Annotated in this window: 15 protein-coding genes; 1 reads left to right on the forward strand and 14 read right to left on the reverse strand. The window is 65.7% G+C overall.

Features of this window, described 5'->3' with window-relative positions:
- Nucleotides 1-8: 8 nt before the first annotated feature.
- The 5 genes from K2Y42_RS18495 to K2Y42_RS18515 form a co-directional block, all read right to left on the reverse strand.
- Nucleotides 9-494 (reverse strand): hypothetical protein, encoded by a 486-nt coding sequence (locus K2Y42_RS18495; RefSeq protein WP_291155366.1) that lies wholly within the window; start codon nt 492-494, stop codon nt 9-11.
- A gap of 131 nt (nt 495-625) precedes the next feature.
- Nucleotides 626-1,009 carry a hypothetical protein gene (locus tag K2Y42_RS18500; protein WP_291155369.1) on the reverse strand — a complete coding sequence of 128 codons (384 nt, stop codon included), beginning with the start codon at nt 1,007-1,009 and terminating at the stop codon, nt 626-628.
- Nucleotides 1,010-1,228: 219 nt separating this feature from the next.
- Nucleotides 1,229-1,711, reverse strand: a complete 483-nt coding sequence (locus tag K2Y42_RS18505; protein ID WP_291155372.1) for a hypothetical protein — start codon at nt 1,709-1,711, stop codon at nt 1,229-1,231.
- Nucleotides 1,712-2,030: 319 nt separating this feature from the next.
- Complete coding sequence (locus tag K2Y42_RS18510; protein ID WP_291155374.1) at nt 2,031-2,819, reverse strand: ribonuclease T2; 789 nt, start codon at nt 2,817-2,819, stop codon at nt 2,031-2,033.
- Nucleotides 2,820-2,821: 2 nt separating this feature from the next.
- Complete coding sequence (locus K2Y42_RS18515; protein ID WP_291155378.1) at nt 2,822-4,225, reverse strand: M20/M25/M40 family metallo-hydrolase; 1,404 nt, start codon at nt 4,223-4,225, stop codon at nt 2,822-2,824.
- A gap of 129 nt (nt 4,226-4,354) precedes the next feature.
- Here K2Y42_RS18515 and ppdK point away from each other — a divergent pair, with 129 nt between their 5' ends.
- Nucleotides 4,355-7,066 (forward strand): pyruvate, phosphate dikinase, encoded by a 2,712-nt coding sequence (gene ppdK / locus K2Y42_RS18520; protein ID WP_291155379.1) that lies wholly within the window; start codon nt 4,355-4,357, stop codon nt 7,064-7,066.
- Nucleotides 7,067-7,122: 56 nt separating this feature from the next.
- Here ppdK and K2Y42_RS18525 read toward each other — a convergent pair whose 3' ends face one another.
- The 9 genes from K2Y42_RS18525 to K2Y42_RS18565 all read right to left on the reverse strand — a co-directional run bounded on the left by K2Y42_RS18525 (nt 7,123) and on the right by K2Y42_RS18565 (nt 16,337).
- Complete coding sequence (locus tag K2Y42_RS18525; protein ID WP_291155382.1) at nt 7,123-7,356, reverse strand: hypothetical protein; 234 nt, start codon at nt 7,354-7,356, stop codon at nt 7,123-7,125.
- Between the two features lie 119 nt (nt 7,357-7,475).
- Nucleotides 7,476-8,357, reverse strand: a complete 882-nt coding sequence (nadC, locus tag K2Y42_RS18530) for a carboxylating nicotinate-nucleotide diphosphorylase (RefSeq protein ID WP_291155385.1) — start codon at nt 8,355-8,357, stop codon at nt 7,476-7,478.
- Nucleotides 8,354-10,027 carry an L-aspartate oxidase gene (locus tag K2Y42_RS18535; protein ID WP_291155388.1) on the reverse strand — a complete coding sequence of 558 codons (1,674 nt, stop codon included), beginning with the start codon at nt 10,025-10,027 and terminating at the stop codon, nt 8,354-8,356. The genes nadC and K2Y42_RS18535 overlap by 4 nt, the downstream gene beginning before the upstream one ends.
- Before the next feature lie 88 nt (nt 10,028-10,115).
- Nucleotides 10,116-11,219, reverse strand: a complete 1,104-nt coding sequence (gene nadA / locus K2Y42_RS18540) for a quinolinate synthase NadA (RefSeq protein WP_291155391.1) — start codon at nt 11,217-11,219, stop codon at nt 10,116-10,118.
- Between the two features lie 225 nt (nt 11,220-11,444).
- The gene (locus tag K2Y42_RS18545) at nt 11,445-12,506 is read right to left on the reverse strand and encodes an NAD regulator (protein WP_291155394.1); all 1,062 of its coding nucleotides are present in this window, start codon (nt 12,504-12,506) and stop codon (nt 11,445-11,447) included.
- Between the two features lie 124 nt (nt 12,507-12,630).
- On the reverse strand, nt 12,631-13,269 hold the full coding sequence (locus K2Y42_RS18550; protein ID WP_291155397.1) for an HD family hydrolase: 639 nt from the start codon (nt 13,267-13,269) through the stop codon (nt 12,631-12,633).
- A gap of 7 nt (nt 13,270-13,276) precedes the next feature.
- Nucleotides 13,277-13,894: a DNA-3-methyladenine glycosylase I gene (locus tag K2Y42_RS18555; RefSeq protein ID WP_291155400.1), complete on the reverse strand. Its 618-nt coding sequence runs from the start codon at nt 13,892-13,894 to the stop codon at nt 13,277-13,279.
- The gene (locus tag K2Y42_RS18560; protein WP_366512433.1) at nt 13,881-14,792 is read right to left on the reverse strand and encodes a folate-binding protein; all 912 of its coding nucleotides are present in this window, start codon (nt 14,790-14,792) and stop codon (nt 13,881-13,883) included. Before K2Y42_RS18560 ends, K2Y42_RS18555 begins: the two co-directional genes overlap by 14 nt.
- A gap of 18 nt (nt 14,793-14,810) precedes the next feature.
- Nucleotides 14,811-16,337, reverse strand: a complete 1,527-nt coding sequence (locus K2Y42_RS18565) for an amidohydrolase family protein (RefSeq protein WP_291155406.1) — start codon at nt 16,335-16,337, stop codon at nt 14,811-14,813.
- Between the last annotated feature and the right edge of the window lie 69 nt (nt 16,338-16,406).

Genomic DNA, 16,406 nt, shown 5'->3' on the forward strand with positions numbered 1-16,406 from the left:
CCGGAAAACTAGGCCGCTTGCCGTTCCCGGCCGTCCGTCGCCGCTGCGCGCCCGGCAAGGTCGAGCGTGAAAACCTGCGCCGAGTGCGTGGCCCAGCCTCCGCCGCAACGCCGCGCGGGCGCAACGGGCAAACGTCCGGGCGAATAGCGCTTGAGAACGCGCGGCACAGGCTTCGGGATCGGCTTGCCAGCCGCCGCAGCCCGGCGGCTCCGCCGGCCTTTGAGCGAGCAACGCACGTTCTGCGTCGCAACCGAGCGCAGGCGCGCAGCGAGCGCGAACGTCTTCAGTGTGGCTGCGAAATCCAAGACCGGAGCAAGCGAGGCCGCAGCAAGCGACACCGGCGCCGGCACGGCCGCCACCCGCGGCATGAACAACGAAGGCAGATCGCCCACCGCTTTCGGCATCGGCGCATGGGTCTGCGCGGCCTGAAAGGCCGTCCTAACCCATTGAAAAAGCCGCGCCAGCAAACCCGGCCGCTGCACCCCGAAAGGCATCTCGATCTCCAAGACGTCCACAGACTATCTCAGATCGAGCATTACATCGGGAGGGTTAATCAATGCATAATTGATGGTTTAAGTTGAGCAGGTTACGTAAGTCGCATGACGTTTCATAAGAGGAAACCACCTCAAGCCGCGGACTGTCCCGCGATCTCCGCCATCTGCTGGGCGATCATGTGGTCCAGGAAGCCATCGAACGGCACCGTGAAGGCGGTAAGGCCTTTGGGGTCGGTGCTCCACGCTTCGAGCTTCTCGCCAAAGCTGGCCGGAAGATCGGCCGTCCCTTCGAGCGCCACGACGCTGGCATGGAAGGCCGCGTCGGTCATGGGCAAGAAGGGAATGGTCATGGGCTCGAAATGCCCGTCCGCGTGACGCCGTGGCGCATTCGTAACAGCGGCGCAGACGATGTTTCGATCGCCGTCGAACGACGCGATCGCGCCAATCAACAGCCTGGACGCCTCGAAGCCCTCAGGCGCGCGATAGGTCCAGCACTGTCCGGCAGCGAATTGCATGGCACAACCTCACTCAAGAAAACGAGAACCGGCTCAGGTGCTTGAGCCCGCATATGAGCCAAAGATCGCGGGCTCTACCCCCCCATCGCGTCATCATTCGGGCAACCGTGCGCCCAAAGTTATCGCGCTGTCTGAACGCGACGCGCGAGCCCGTTGTATCTCAACGCGCACTGCCTCAACGTCACACCAGCGGCAAAAATACAGCAGCCCAACCCGGCACTAACGGCCGTGTCCGCCGAGGCGATCCTCACGCCCGTCGGTCGCATCCATGGGCAATGCAGCGCCGGTTTCTCCGCACGCAATTGCGGAAGTCGTCCCCGTCCGCCGGTCGAGCACGAGCGACGTGCAGGCAGCCGCAATCGGGCTCACGCTCTCCTGTGCGTCCGCCATGCGCACGAGCTGTGGCTGAGCGCGCCCGGCGTGATGATCGACGCTGGCCGCCGTACCGCCCGCCAGCACGACGTCGGCAACGAAGCCCCAGAAACCGATGAAGTGCCAGAAGACCGCGCCGACGACGAACCCGGCGACGCTCCAGCCGAGGCCCCCGATGCCATCCATCATCTCAACCAGCGAGCCCTTGGAGCGGCGTTCGGGCCGGCCATAGGCCGCCACGAGCTTTTTGATCCCGCGCGCACGTGGGCTATCCGCGGCGGAAGCCGCAGGCGGTGTCATGAGAGGCGTGAGGGCGCGTTCGTTCTGCATGGATCCAGCCAGCACAGCGATGACAAACGCAGAACGACTCGAAGTCTGCGGGCAGGACGCGTTTGCGGCAAGCGGCATTGCGGCAACGCCTGGACGCCCCAAAAGTTATCCACAGTGCCCCAGCACGCAATGAAATGGCCATCGGGAGCAACGCGACCCGGCGCGAGTGCGCCGCCCCCGCGGAGCGCCAGCGCGCCCCAGCGCGCGAACAGGCGCGTGAGCGAACTAACCAGGAGCAACGCGACCCGGCGCAAGTGCGCCGCCCCCGCGGAGCGCCAGCGCGCCCCAGCGCGCGAACAGGTGCGTGAGCGAAAAAGTGCTACCTCACGGGCGGAACGTGCATGCGCGAGCTGCGGCAGAGCTGGCGCTGGTCTTCGTTCGGCCCGCACGAGCGCGGCGAACCCGTTTTCGAAAAACAGATGCGCACTTCACGAAACCGCGTGCCGGGGCCGCGGCAGGCGACACCGAACATGTCCGGGCGAAGGTTCGGATTGGCCTCCACGAACGCGCGCACGACGTCCGCCGGGCTCATATATTGCTCCGCAGGCGGGTCGCGGAACCGCTGCGGGATCGTCACGCTGTCGAAGATCCGCCGCGCTGTTTGGTAGTAGACCTCAGGCGTGAGCCCCGAGCAGGTGCCATGCTTGCGGTACTCGTGGATGATGAGCCGCTTGCTCGGCATGACGTCGAACATGTCGTCGATGACGTTTTGCGACACGTATGGCCGGGTGCGCGTCGGGCACTCCTCAGGATAGCCGCGCTCGTACTGCGGCCACAGGCCGTGCAGGATGAAAGCGTAGCGGCGTCCGCCGCGCGGCGCGCACTGGCTCTCGTCGTCCTGGCCCTCGGGCGAGTCGCAATGCGTGGGGCTCCACGACAGCACGAGCGAATAGTAGTCGAAGTTTCCGGCCTCGTTGTCGCGCGCGTGCGACGAGGCGCTCGCGGGCCGGGCGTCGTTGCCCTGCCGCTCGGACGAGGCGGGAGACGACGGCTCCCTCGACGACGGCGCATCGCGGCCACCGCCACCCTGATCGAAATAGATCAGCGCCAGCGCGACGACGGCGAGCACCGCAATGGCGGGCCACGAGAGGTTGGGCGGCGTGCGCATCGTTACGCCGCCCGCCGTGCCAGCGCGTCGAGAATGCGCACCCAGCTCCGCGCGCCCTTCTTGAAGCTCTTGAGGTTGTACTTCTCATTCGGCGAATGAATCTTGTCGTCCTCCACGCCGAAACCGATCAGCAGGCTATCCATGCCCAGCGCCGACTTGAACGAGGTCACGATGGGGATCGACGCGCCGCATCCCATCAGCACCGGGGCCACCCCCCACTCGGCGCCAAGCGCGGCGGCCGCCGCCTGCATGGAGGGCGACGTGGTGTCGAATCCGATCGCCGCGCTGCCATGCCCGCCGATGAACTCCGCGTCACAGTCGGCCGGCAGATTGTCCGTCACGAACGCGCGCACCGACGCCAGCACATGCTCCGGGTCTTGCCCCGGCACGAGCCGGCAGGTGATCTTCACGGACGCCTGCGCCGGAATGACCGTCTTCGATCCCGCGCCCTGATAGCCGCCCGTGATGCCGTTGAATTCGAGCGTCGGCCGCGACCAGAGCTGCTCGATCAGCGACCGGGACGCCTCACCCGCGGGCTGCGAAAGCCCGACCGGCTGGAGCAGGTGCTTGGCTTCGAGCCCCAGCGCCTGCCACTGCTTGAGCTGCGCCTTGGTCGGCACGATCACGCCGTCGTAGAAGCCCGGAATCGCAACCCGCCCCTTGGCGTCGTGCATGCGGCCGATGACTGAGGCGAGCGCCCGGATCGGGTTCATCGCCGGCCCGCCGTAAAGCCCCGAATGCAGATCGCGCGAGGGCCCCTTGACGATCACCTCGATGCCCGCGAGCCCGCGCAGCATGGTGGTGATGGCGGGCGTATCCTTGTCCCATTGCCCGGTGTCGCACACGAGCACGAGATCGGCGGTGACTTCCTTGCCACTTTTCTTGAGGAACGCCGGGAGCGAGGCCGAGCCGCACTCCTCCTCGCCTTCGATCATCACCGAAACCGCGATCGGCAGCTCTCCGGCAACCTCCTTCCAGGCGCGCACCGCCTCGAAGAACGTCATCAACTGGCCTTTGTTGTCCTCGGCGCCACGCGCGACGATGATCTTGCCGTTGGTCTTGTCGGTCGCGATGCGCGGCTCGAAAGGCGGCTTCGTCCACAGATCGAGCGGATCCGGCGGCTGCACGTCGTAATGACCGTAAAAGAGAACGTGCGGGGTGCCTTTGGCGACCTTGGCGCGATCGTGCCCGACGACGATCGGATGGCCGGACGTCGCGCGTACCGAGGCGGGAATGCCGATATCGTTGAGTTGCTGCGCGCACCATTCGGCAGCCTGACGGCAACTGCCCTTGTAGGCCGGATCGGTCGAAATGCTTTCGATCCGCAGCAGCTCGAACAGGCGTTCCAGGCCCGCGTCGAAATTACGGTCGAGCCGTTCGAGAACTTTCGGCACATGGTCGGTCATGGGAACCCTGTAAGCAGCGGCGAAAAGGCGTCAACGCGAGTGTTGGCTGATAACCGGGCCTATGCCACAGTTCCCCCCCGGCAACAATCCGGCATAGAGCACGTTCGTCAAGCCACGGCAGGAGACCTCATGGCATTGGGCCAGCCATCCCGCGATGCGACACCCAAATGGGTCTACTACTTCGCGGCAGGCGACTCCGAAGGGCGCGCCGACATGTCGGATCTGCTCGGCGGCAAGGGAGCCAACCTGGCTGAGATGGCCAATCTTGGGCTGCCCGTTCCGCCGGGCTTCACCATCACCACGGAAGTCTGCGGGCTCTACTACAGAAACCAGCGCGCCCTGCCGGACGGCCTCGTGCCCCAGGTCGAGCAGGCGCTGGAGCGCATCGGCAAGGAGACGGGCTTTTCCTTCGGCGATGAGAACAACCCGCTGCTGGTTGCCGTGCGCTCGGGCGGGCGCGCCTCGATGCCCGGCATGATGGACACGATCCTCAACCTCGGCCTCAACGACAAAACCGTGCAGGGCCTCGCCCGCAATTCGAACGACGAGCGCTTCGCCTACGACAGCTATCGCCGCTTCATCCAGATGTACGGCGACGTGGTGCTCGGCGTCGATCACGCGGTGTTTGAGGACATCCTCGACAACTTCAAGAACCTGAACGGCTTCTCGTTCGACACCGAGCTCGGCGCCGGCGAATGGCGCGAGGTGATCGCGCTCTACAAGGCCGCCATCGAAGACTCGGGCAGCGCGCCCTTTCCGCAGGACACGAATGCGCAGCTTTGGGGCGCCATCGGCGCCGTCTTCGGCTCCTGGCAGAACAACCGCGCCGTCACCTATCGGCGCCTGCATGCGATTCCGGATTCCTGGGGCACCGCCGTCAACGTGCAGGCGATGGTGTTCGGCAACATGGGCGACACGTCCGCAACCGGCGTCGCCTTCACGCGCAACCCCTCGACGGGCGCCAACGAGATCTACGGCGAGTATCTGATCAATGCGCAGGGCGAGGACGTCGTCGCCGGCATCCGCACGCCGCACACGCTGACGATCAAGGCCCGCACCGAGGCCGAAGATCCCAATCCCTCGCTCGAAGAGCAGCTTCCGCAGGCCTTCAAGGAGCTGAAGCAGATTTTCGCCGCTCTCGAGGCCCGCTACCGCGACATGCAGGACATCGAGTTCACGATCCAGAACGGCAAGGTCTGGATGCTGCAGACGCGCTCCGGCAAACGCACGGCCGAGGCGGCCGTCAAGATCGCGGTCGACCTCGCGGCCGCAGGCGTCATCGGGCGCGATGAGGCCGTGCTCCGCGTCGATCCGTCGAGCTTCACGCAGCTCCTGCATCCCACCATCGATCCCTCCGCCGAGATGGACCTGCTGACCTCCGGCCTGCCCGCCTCTCCCGGTGCGGCCTCGGGCGAGATCGTGTTTTCGTCCGACGAAGCCGAGCGGCAACGGCAGCAGGGCCGCGCCGTCATCCTCGTGCGGACGGAAACGAGCCCCGAGGACATCCACGGCATGCACGCCGCAGCCGGCATTCTGACCGCACGCGGCGGCATGACGAGCCACGCCGCCGTCGTCGCGCGCGGCATGGGCGTGCCGTGCGTATCCGGCGCAGGCGCCATCCGCATCAACGAGCAGGCGGCAACGCTGAGCGTCGGAAAGCGCGTGCTGAAGGCGGGCGACATCGTCACCATCGACGGGGCCACGGGGCGCGTCTACGTCGGCGAGGTGCCCATGCGCCAGCCGCAGCTCTCCGGTGATTTCGCGAGCTTGATCGGCTGGGCAGATGCGGCCGGCGGCCTTGCCGTGCGCGCCAACGCCGATACGCCGAAGGATGCACGCCAGGCCAGAACTTTCGGCGCCCAGGGCATCGGCCTCTGCCGCACGGAGCACATGTTCTTCGACGCTGAGCGCATCCTGGCCATGCGCGAGATGATCTGCGCGACGAACGAAGCCGGACGCAAATCAGCGCTCGCGCGCATCCTTCCCGTGCAACGCGCCGACTTCGTCGAGCTGTTCGAAATTATGGGCGAGCTGCCCGTCACCATTCGCCTGCTCGATCCGCCCCTGCACGAGTTCCTGCCGCGCCACGAGCGGGAGTTGGAAGCCGTCGCGGCACAGCTCAAGATGCCGCTCGACAAGCTCAAGGCCCGCGTCGACGAGCTCTCTGAGTTCAATCCCATGCTGGGCCTGCGCGGCTCCCGCCTCGCCATCCGCTATCCGGAAATCACCGAGATGCAGGCGCGCGCCATCTTCGAAGCCGCCATCGAGGCCGGCAAGCGCCTGGACGTGACGGTCGAGCCGGAGATCATGATCCCGCTCATCGCCTATCGGCGCGAGTACGACATCCTCGCCGGCGTCATTCGCAATACCGCCGATACGATCGAGAAAGAGGCGGGCATCAAGCTTGCCTACAAGCTCGGCACCATGATCGAGCTGCCGCGCGCCTGCCTGCGGGCGGGCGATCTCGCCGACGGCGCGGATGGAGCGGACTTCTTCTCCTTCGGCACCAACGACATGACGCAGACTGCCCTCGGCCTCAGCCGCGACGACGCCGCACCGATCCTCTCCGCCTACGCCACGCAGGGCATCTACGATGCCGATCCGTTCGCATCCATCGATCAGGAGGGTGTGGGCGAGCTCGTGCGCATCGGCGTCGAGCGCGGCCGGGAAAAAAAGCCGGAGATCAAGATCGGCATCTGCGGCGAGCACGGCGGTGATCCGGATTCCATCACCTTTTTCCACTCGGCAGGCTTCGACTACGTATCGTGCTCGCCGTTCCGCGTGCCGGTCGCGCGGCTCGCCGCAGCGCAGGCTGCCATCCGCACCAAGCTCAAAGCCTAGCGCCTAGCGCTCAATGCGATGCGCCGGACGCACACTCGGACGTCTTCGTGCGGAGACTACAGCGTGAGATCGCGCTGTTCGATGCGGTCGAGCTCATCGAGGCTCGGACGGCGCGGGCGCACGCCCACCTTCTTCGGCATCAGCGCGAGCCAGAGGATCAGCGGCGGAAACAGAAAGCACCACGCCATCCAGAACGAATAGTCGCGGTTCTTCCAGCCAGCGAGGAAGCCAGCCAGAGCCGCCGCGACGATCGCAGCCAAACCCCAAATGACGATCACCGCCGGCATCATTGCGTAGTCCTCCCGTGAGCTTCGAGCCGAAGCCGCAGCGACACATGGGCAAAAACTGAGGCAAAATCAAGTACGGCCGCCTGCGGATCCCGCGATCCTGAGCGCGCGGTTAACGCGCCTCATCCGGCCTGCGGCGTAAAATCCAAGCCGAGGTCGAGGATTGGCGCCGAGTGTGTCAGTGCGCCAATCGAAATGAGATCGACACCGCTCTCGGCAATGGCGCGCACCGTGTCGAGGGAAACCCCGCCGGAGGCTTCCGTGATCGCGCGCCCGTCGACGAGCGCCACGGCCTCGCGCAGCATCGGCGGCTCCATGTTGTCGAGCAGCACCGCATCGACCGGATGCTGCAACGCTTCGGCAAGCTCGTCGAGGCTCGTCACCTCGATCTCGATCTTGACCATGTGGCCCGCATGCGCGCGCGCGGCTGCAAGCGCGGGCGCAATCCCGCCCGCCGCGACGATGTGATTGTCCTTGATGAGGATCGCATCGTAGAGGCCCGAGCGATGGTTCTGCCCGCCACCACAGCGCACGGCATACTTCTCGAACGCGCGGAGCCCGGGCGTCGTCTTGCGTGTATCCACGATGCGCGCGCGTGTGCCCGCGACGAGATCCACGTAGCGCCGCGTGAGCGTGGCGATCCCGCTCATATGGGACAGGAAATTGAGCGCCACGCGCTCGCCCGTCAGCAACGCGTGCGCCGATCCTGCGACGCGCGCCGCAACGCTGCCTGCCGCAACGCGCGCGCCGTCTCTCACCAGCGGTTCGAACACGACCGAAGGATCGAGCGCGTGAAACGCAGCCTCCGCAACCGCGAGCCCGGAGATCACGCCCGCACGCCGCGCGCCGAACGTCGCCGTCGACATGGTGCCGCGAGGCACGGTCGCATCGGTTGTGAGATCGCCCCGCACGCCGAGATCCTCGGCCAGAGCCTGCTCGATGGCGCGTGCGATTAGCACGCGCGGAAGCTCGAAGTCGGCCGTGCTCACAGGCGTCGTACTCACAGGCAAAGCTCCGCGATGGCCGCAGCGCCACCCACCCTCTTGCCGCGCGTGCAAATCGCACGAATGTCGGCGAGCGTCACGACGCTGCGCCGCGCCAGAGCGGCCACCGGATCCGGGAAGTCCGAGCGGAAATGCGCGCCCCGGCTCTCGGTGCGGACCAGTGCCGAGCCCGCGATCACTTCACCCGCCAGCGCCATGTTGGCGACCAGCATGTCGTCACCCGCTTCGGCCGCGATCTCGCGCAGGATGGCGAGCGCCTTTTCGAGACCCGGCCCGGAGCGCACGACGCCGACATGCTCACTCATAGTCCGCCGCAGCACGGCGATGAGCTGGGCACGGCGCACTTCGTCCAGCGGCCGGTCGGGCGCGGCGCGGTAGGTCTTGGCAATCGGATGCGCAATCGACGGCGCAACGAGGCGGCGAATGTCGTCGGCTACGCGCGCACCGAGCACGGTCGCTTCGAGCAGCGAGTTCGACGCAAGCCGGTTGGCCCCGTGCAGTCCGGTGGACGCAACCTCACCCACGGCCCACAGCCCTTCGAGAGAGGTTCGGCCGTGAAGGTCGGTCGCGATGCCACCCATGTGATAGTGCGCGGCAGGCGCCACCGGAATGAGCTGCGTGACCGGATCGATCCCGGCAGCGACGCAATGGCCGTAGACGGTCGGGAAGGCCGTCGGAAACTCTGCGCCGATCGAATCCCGGCAATCGAGGAATGCACCGCGGCCAGCGGCAATCTCGGCGAACACACCGCGCGCCACCACATCGCGCTGCGCGAGATCTCCGGCCGGATCAAGCCGCAGCATGAACCGCTCGCCGGCACGGTTGACGAGCTTGGCGCCCTCGCCCCGCAAGGCTTCCGACGCCAGCGGCGCCGGATCGATATCCGCGTCGATGGCGGTGGGATGAAACTGAACGAACTCCGCGTCCGCGATGGCCGCACCGGCCCGCGCAGCAAACGCAATCGCCTCGCCGCGCGCATACATCGGGTTCGTCGTCACGGAATAGAGCGCGCCCGCGCCGCCCGTCGCAACGACGACCGCACTCGCCGGCATGAAATCGAACGTGCCCGTGCCCTGCGCTTCCGTCCGCACCAGGCGAACGCCCGTGACGCGGCCGCCGTCTCCAGATCCCGCGTTGAGAATGAGATCGGTCGCCTCGTAGCCTTCGAGAATGCGGATCGAGGGAGCCGCGCGCGCAGCAGCAATGAGAGCGTGCATGATCGCAGCGCCCGCGCGATCACCGGAAACGCGCACGACGCGCGCACGCGAATGCGCAGCCTCGCGCGACAATGCGAAATGTCCGGCGAGGTCGCGATCGAACGGCACGCCATACCGCAAAAGATCGGCGATGCGTGCGGGCGCTTCACTGGCGACCACTTCGGCCACGTGCGCGTCGACGATGCCGCCGCCCGCCGCGATGGTGTCGGCCGCATGGCTCTCCGGAGTATCGCCTTCACCGACAGCCGCCGCGATCCCGCCCTGTGCCCAGACGCTCGAAGCGCCCTGGCCGAGCGGAGCCGCCGCCACCACCGTCACCGGCAGCGGTGCAAGCCGGAGCGCCGTGAAAAGCCCCGCGAGCCCCGCCCCGATGACAACGATATCGCCACGGTCGAGCGGAAGACCTGGGTCGGCAAATCCTTGCGGGGCGCGGCGGTTGCGATCGAAGTCCATGGCGGACCTCCAGCAATGCTTCCGAAAAAATGGGCTTCCGAGAAAGTCCGGCGAAGGCGCGGGCTGAGGGCCCGCGCCGCTGTTGTCGTCAGGCCGAGGCTTCAACCATCCGTTCCACCGCGCGCCGCGCGCGGGCGGCGACGGCCGGATCCACGGTCACTTCGTAGCGCATGTGCAGCAGCGCTTCGTAGATCTTCTCGAGGCTGATGCGCTTCATGTGCGGGCACAGGTTGCAGGGGCGCACGAACTCGACGTCCGGCGTCTCCGCAGCCACGTTCGAGGCCATCGAGCACTCAGTCACGAGCACCACTTTCGCCGGGCGCTTGGTCTTGACCCAGTCGATCATGGCCGCCGTCGAACCGGTGAAGTCGGCGGCCCGGATCACGTCCGGCGGGCACTCCGGGTGCGCGATGATCTTGAGGCCGGGCTCGGCCGCGCGCATCGCTTCCATCTCTTCGCCCGTGAAGCGCTCATGCACCTCGCACGAGCCGTTCCAGGTGATGATCTCGACGTCGGTCTTCGTCTGCACGTACTTGGCGAGATACTGGTCCGGAATGAGCAGCACGCGCGGCGCACCGAGGCTCTCGACGATCTTCACCGCATTCGACGACGTGCAGGTGATATCGCACTCCGCCTTCACGGCCGCGCTGGTGTTGACATAGGTGACGACCGGCACGCCGGGATAGGCCGCGCGCAAGGCCCGCACGTCTTCCGGCGTGATCGACGACGCCAGCGAGCAACCGGCCAGCGGATCCGGGATCAGCACCGTCTTGTCGGGATTGAGCAGCTTCGACGTCTCCGCCATGAAGTGCACGCCGGCCTGCACGATGACGTCGGCCTCCGTGCGCCCTGCCTCCTTGGCGAGCTGCAGGCTGTCGCCGCGGATGTCGCCCACGCAATGGAAGATCTCGGGCGTCATGTAGTTGTGCGCCAGGATGACGGCGTTGCGGCGCACCTTGAGGTCGTTGATCGCCTTGATGAGAGGTGCGTACTGCACCCACTCCATCGGCGTCACGACGTGCTTCACGCGCTCGTACAGGGGCTCCATCTCGCGCTTGAGCGCGGGCGTGAAGGCCAGGGGCGGCGTTACGGCATTCGAGCGCGCGCGAGGCACCGCGCACGTGGCGTTGTCCGTCGAAGCGGCCGACGGAGCCGCGGAGCTGACAGTCGAATGGGCCAAATCAAGCGCCATTTGGACCTCCAAGTTGATCATATACTCACGCCGAGCATATGAGGGACCTGAAAAATACCGGCCAACCTAGCCAGTACTCGATACGCTCCCCGAAACCCGAAGGTTCCGTAATTATGCTCGGATCGAGCATTGAGCGCTAAAAACGAATCTAATGGACCGACGGCTTATTTGCTAGGCCATTGCTCCAATTTTTTGCGTACGCCTACGGACAGTAGGCGTACGCGCTCAACTACGGATCGCCTTGACGCGCACACCGGGAGCAGGCCGCTCCAGCACCACTTCGCGGCGGAACCGGAACAGCTTCGCGGGCCGGCCACCGGTCTGGGTCTTCACGTCGCCGGTCGGCTCCACAAGCCCCGCGCTCTCAACGAGGCGGCGGAAGTTCTGCTTGTGAAGATGCGGCCCGAGAATTGCCTCGACGGTTTTTTGCAGCTCGAACAGGGTGAAGTCGTCCGGCATCAATTCGAAGATCACCGGGCGATACTTGATCTTGGCGCGCACGCGGCCGATGGCGGTCGCGAGAATGCGCCGGTGATCGAACTGCATGGAAACGCCGAGGCGCGGCAACGCACCCGTCCAGGCCGAGGACGCTTCGCGCCCATCACGTCGCGCTTCGTCGACGAGGCCCGCTTCGTAAAGCAGCTCGAAACGATCGAGAACTTTCTCTTCGTCCCACGTGCCGCCGTCGATGCCGAAGCAGATGCGAATACGATCCTCGCGCGGCACGGGCCGCACCGGCGCCGAGCGAAGCGCAGGACGCTGCGCCCAATCCCTGAGCCGCGGCTCGATCTCGGCTGCGAGAATTTCGGGACGGCCCTTGCGCCAGTCTTCCCACGGGAAATACTGATACCAGCTGCGCCACGCGCCATGCTGCAGATCGCGCGCATGCCCCGTTTCGGTGAGCGCCAGATAGCCGATCGAAACGACATGCAGCGATTGATCGCCAGGCTCCGCATGCCGGCCGCGATCTCCGAACGTGTAGAGCTGCTCGACATAACCGAGCCCGAGGCCGGTCTGCTCCGCGACCCAAGATCTCAAACCGCTTTCGAGCGTGCGATGCGCAATCGGAGAGAACGGACCGAACGGCAGCATGTCGCCTTGGCCGGTCGCGCCTTCCGCTTCGCGGATCACGAGTGCAACGGGTTCGTCGTCGATCACCGCAACGATAGCTGCGTTGAGACCGATCTCGACACCGGCCGCATCGCTGCGCGGAGCCGGTTCTTGAATTTCATCTGCGTCGAGTTCCTGTGTCCGAAACCGTCGCTTGATGTTTGCTTCAGGGTTCATGGCACCAGCTCCTAAACTGCCGCTACCTGCCGATCGTGGCGATTTTCCGAACCAAGAGAAGCAAGATATTCTTCGCACGGGAGGGAATAAAATCAATGCGCTAGCTCGGCCTTGCGAGCGCGCCTCAAGCAGAACGCTTGAGGATCCCAAAACGTTCGAGAAATAGGCGCTGAGAGTCCAGAGCTGGCATCGCGACAAGATTAAGTAAGCGTTGAGACAGCTCGAAACTGACCTGTGGCGGAGCACCAAAAAATTCGAGCGCTTCGTCCTCGGCGAAGCCCGCGAGGCGGCTCGCCTCGTAGTACGCAGCGATTCGATCCGCGTGCTTGATGCCGGCCGCGACGTCCTCCGGCAGCGCCGTTGGCAGCCCGAAACGGACATGGATCGCTTCGAGCAGACGCAGCTCGAAGGCCTTGTAATCGAGCCCGATCGCCGTTTTGAACGGGCTGATGAGGTCGCCGATCACATACTCGGCCGCATCGTGCAGCAGCGCTGCAAGCCGCCATTCGAGCGCCCACTCAGGGTTGAGCTCGGCGGCGAGGTCCTCGACCAGCACCACATGCTGCGCGACGGAAAACGCGTGCGGACCGAGCGTCTGCCCGTTCCATCTTGCGACACGCGCAAGCCCGTGCGCGATGTCGTCGATCTCCACGTCCGCCGGATCGGGATCGAGAAGATTGAGACGGCGCCCCGAGAGCATGCGCTGCCAGGCGCGCGGCTTGGCAACGTGGGGCGAGGCGGCGTCAGGCTTGGCGATGCTCATGCCCGCCTCACTTCGTCGGCACGACAAACGCGCGCTGTAGCTTCGCGCACGCCGCGTGTCGCGGACAGCTCGTCAAGTGATCGTTCACCATGCCCGTCGATTGCATGAACGCATAAACCGTCGTCGGTCCGACGAAGCGGAAGCCCTCGCGCTTGAGCGCCTTCGACAGACGCTTCGAGACCTCGGTCGAGGGCGGCACATCCTTGAAGGCGGCGCGACTGACGGGCGACGGCTTGCCACCCGCCTCCTGCCAGAGGAACGACGCGAGAGACTGGCGCTTCGTAAGCTTGAGAAACGCCTTGGCGTTGTCGATGGTCGCCTCGATCTTCATCCTGTTGCGCACGATCCCCGCGTCCGCCATCAGCCGCGCAACGTCCTTCTCGCCGAAGCGGGCGATGCGCGCCGCGTCGAAATCATGAAAGGCGCGGCGAAACGCATCCCGCTTCTTCAGGATCGTGATCCACGACAAGCCGGCCTGGAAGCCTTCGAGCACCAGTTTCTCGAACAGCCGCCGGTCGTCGGCGTGCGGCACGCCCCATTCTTCGTCGTGATAGGTCGCATAGACCGGATCTTCGATCCCAAACCAGGGGCACCGCTGCCCGGCGGGCGGCTCAGGCGGTTTCATGCGAAACCTTGATCGCAAATGTCGCGAAGGCCGGCACTGAAACGGTGAGCGGAATGCCGTCTACCGTGACCGGCTTGCCGTCCCGCTGCGCCTCTGCCACGCGGTCGATACGCAGAAGCGCAAGCCCCCGCGCGCCTGCAACGGACCCGAGGCGGCCAATCTCCGCCTCCCCGATCGTAATCGGAACCGGCCCGGCCGGAAGAGGCACGCCCGCAGACACGGCGACAACGCGCTTGCGCACGACGGTGCGGTGCTGCATCCGCGACACCACCTCCTGCCCCACGAAGCATCCCTTGGTGAACGACACGCCGTGCAGCTGATCGAGCAGCGCCTCGTGCGGAAACGTGTCGCCGAAAACGAAATCCTTGCCGCCTTCGGGAACACCGAGCGCGATCCGATGGGCGTGATAGGCCTCCGCCGGAACACGCGCGCCAAACTGTTCGCCGATCTCAGCCGGGCTCGGCAGGATGAGCCGCACACCGAGCGCGGAAAGCCGCGGATCGGCAAACGCGATCGCACCCGCTGGCTCGGCCAATGGAACAGAGGCATCGCCACCGATCTCGGCCGCGATCACGTAGTCACCCGACACATCGCGAATGGAGACGTCGGCGCGCAGCTTGTACATCGAGAGCCGCTTGGCGAGGTCGCCCGCTCGCTCGCGCGCCGTCTCGAGCAGATACCCTTCGCCCGCGCGCACGACGAAGAAGTCGAACAGGATCTTGCCCTGCGGTGACAGCAGCCCCGCATAGATGGCCGGCGCCGTATCCAGCACCGCCATCTCGTTGGTGATGAGCCCTCCGAGCAGCTTTTCGGCATCGGGGCCGGTCACCGACACCGCTCCGCGATCCTCCAGGATCGAAAGCTCGCTCATGGTTCTCGCCTCACGCGCTTCACGCAACGAACCGAAGGATGAACGTCAGCGGCGGCGCCCGCCGCTGGCCGCGCGCTTCTTTGCCGGTTCCTTTTCCGCGGCGTTCGGCGCGTCTGCCGCTGCCGCGCGCGGCTCGGCGGCCTTGCCTGCCTTCAGCGGCACCGGCTTCTGGCACGCCCACTCCGCCACCGCGTCGATGTCGTAGAAGCGGCAGGATTCCATCAGCATCCGCGCTTCCGTCCACATGTCGCCGTCCACCATCGGCATGAACAGGTCATGCACGTTGTCGACGCCGAGATAGGTGCGCACGCCGGCCTCGCGCAGCTTGACGAACGGCGCGATGGAGTTGTGCAGCGGCGCCGTCATGGGCAACTGCTTCATGCTGAGCGCCGCCGACGGGCAGATGATGATGCCCATGTCCGCCTCGCGCACCTTTTCGATGATGCGGTCCTGCTCGCGATCTTCCTTCGCCGCGAGCGAAATGGCGTGCACGCCGAACACGCGCCCCTGCATGCCGTGCTCGATGGTCTTCTCGGCCAGCAGCTCCGTCTCGTTTTCGAGCGGATTGTTCTCCTGGTCGATGTGGACGTCCACCGGCTTGCCGAGCTTCTTGGCGAGGGTCAGGATGACGTCGAGATGCTTCTCGGGCTTCGGCCGGTCGCGCGACGGCAGACCGCCACAGTAGTCGGCGAGTTCGCAGGCTTCCGCGTATTGCGCAAACGAAGCCGGGTCGAGCACGCCTTGCAGCGGCTGCACGCCGATCTCGAACCGGATGCGATCCGCATAGCGCTTCTTCACTTCGAGCGCCGCCTTGATCGGCAGCAATCCAACGGTGCTGTCGGCGTCCACCATCGTCCGGCAGTACGTCGCACCCTGCTGGATCATGGTCTCGAGGCCGCGGCTGATGCGCTCCACGAGATCGTCGTGCGTGTAGTTTTCCTTGAGGTAGCGATAGAGCTCCCACTTCTTCTGCATGTCGACCTGGCTCAAGCGCAGGTTCTCGTGCGTGATGAGGTAGGCCTTGTCGAAATGCGCGTGGTGGTTGGCAAGGCCGCCGTGGCGCTCCGCGGCCTGCAGGAAGCGCAGCCGCAGGTTCCACGGCTCACTGTCGTCCGCCAGCCTGTAGCGATACGTGCCCCGCTCGGCATCGATGATGATCTGTTCGAGCGTCGCGATGCCGACGTCGGCGTCGGTGATCAGCGGAATGCCGTTCTCGATCGACAGCTTGCGGATCAGGCGCGCGTCCGATCCTTCGTCGTAGTCCTCGTCGCCCGTCAGCACGTTGATGACGAGATCGAACCGGTTGGCCTTGAGGAACGAGAGAATGTTGGGCGCCCGCCCGTCGGTGATCTTGTGAATCTCGGTGCTGGAGATCCCGTGTTCCTTGAAGAAGCGATAGGTGCCGGGCGTGGCGTACAGCTCGACGTCGAGCGTGAGGACGCGCCTGATCGCCGGCAGCATCCGCTTCTTGTCTTCGGGGCGTCCCGCGCTGATCAAGAGGCTCTTGCGGCGCTGGTGTCCGAGGAGCTTCAGGTTGAATGCCAGAAGCTCGAGTGAGATTGCGTTGCTCATTGGTCCTGACCTCGTTGTTCGATAAGCGCTGGCTTGCGCGCGTCTTAACCCCGCGGCTCGCGCGAGGTG

Origin of the sequence: Hyphomicrobium sp. (genome assembly GCF_019744875.1) — a bacterium.
GTDB lineage: Bacteria > Pseudomonadota > Alphaproteobacteria > Rhizobiales > Hyphomicrobiaceae > Hyphomicrobium_C.

What these genes read in the sequence shown, in the direction of transcription:
- K2Y42_RS18495 (WP_291155366.1), bottom strand. Translation starts at nt 494, where the DNA reads ATGCCTTTCGGGGTGCAGCGGCCGGGTTTGCTGGCGCGGCTTTTTCAA.
- K2Y42_RS18500 (WP_291155369.1), bottom strand. Translation starts at nt 1,009, where the DNA reads ATGCAATTCGCTGCCGGACAGTGCTGGACCTATCGCGCGCCTGAGGGC.
- K2Y42_RS18505 (WP_291155372.1), bottom strand. Translation starts at nt 1,711, where the DNA reads ATGCAGAACGAACGCGCCCTCACGCCTCTCATGACACCGCCTGCGGCT.
- K2Y42_RS18510 (WP_291155374.1), bottom strand. Translation starts at nt 2,819, where the DNA reads ATGCGCACGCCGCCCAACCTCTCGTGGCCCGCCATTGCGGTGCTCGCC.
- K2Y42_RS18515 (WP_291155378.1), bottom strand. Translation starts at nt 4,225, where the DNA reads ATGACCGACCATGTGCCGAAAGTTCTCGAACGGCTCGACCGTAATTTC.
- ppdK (WP_291155379.1), top strand. Translation starts at nt 4,355, where the DNA reads ATGGCATTGGGCCAGCCATCCCGCGATGCGACACCCAAATGGGTCTAC.
- K2Y42_RS18525 (WP_291155382.1), bottom strand. Translation starts at nt 7,356, where the DNA reads ATGATGCCGGCGGTGATCGTCATTTGGGGTTTGGCTGCGATCGTCGCG.
- K2Y42_RS18535 (WP_291155388.1), bottom strand. Translation starts at nt 10,027, where the DNA reads ATGGACTTCGATCGCAACCGCCGCGCCCCGCAAGGATTTGCCGACCCA.
- nadA (WP_291155391.1), bottom strand. Translation starts at nt 11,219, where the DNA reads ATGGCGCTTGATTTGGCCCATTCGACTGTCAGCTCCGCGGCTCCGTCG.
- K2Y42_RS18545 (WP_291155394.1), bottom strand. Translation starts at nt 12,506, where the DNA reads ATGAACCCTGAAGCAAACATCAAGCGACGGTTTCGGACACAGGAACTC.
- K2Y42_RS18550 (WP_291155397.1), bottom strand. Translation starts at nt 13,269, where the DNA reads ATGAGCATCGCCAAGCCTGACGCCGCCTCGCCCCACGTTGCCAAGCCG.
- K2Y42_RS18555 (WP_291155400.1), bottom strand. Translation starts at nt 13,894, where the DNA reads ATGAAACCGCCTGAGCCGCCCGCCGGGCAGCGGTGCCCCTGGTTTGGG.
- K2Y42_RS18565 (WP_291155406.1), bottom strand. Translation starts at nt 16,337, where the DNA reads ATGAGCAACGCAATCTCACTCGAGCTTCTGGCATTCAACCTGAAGCTC.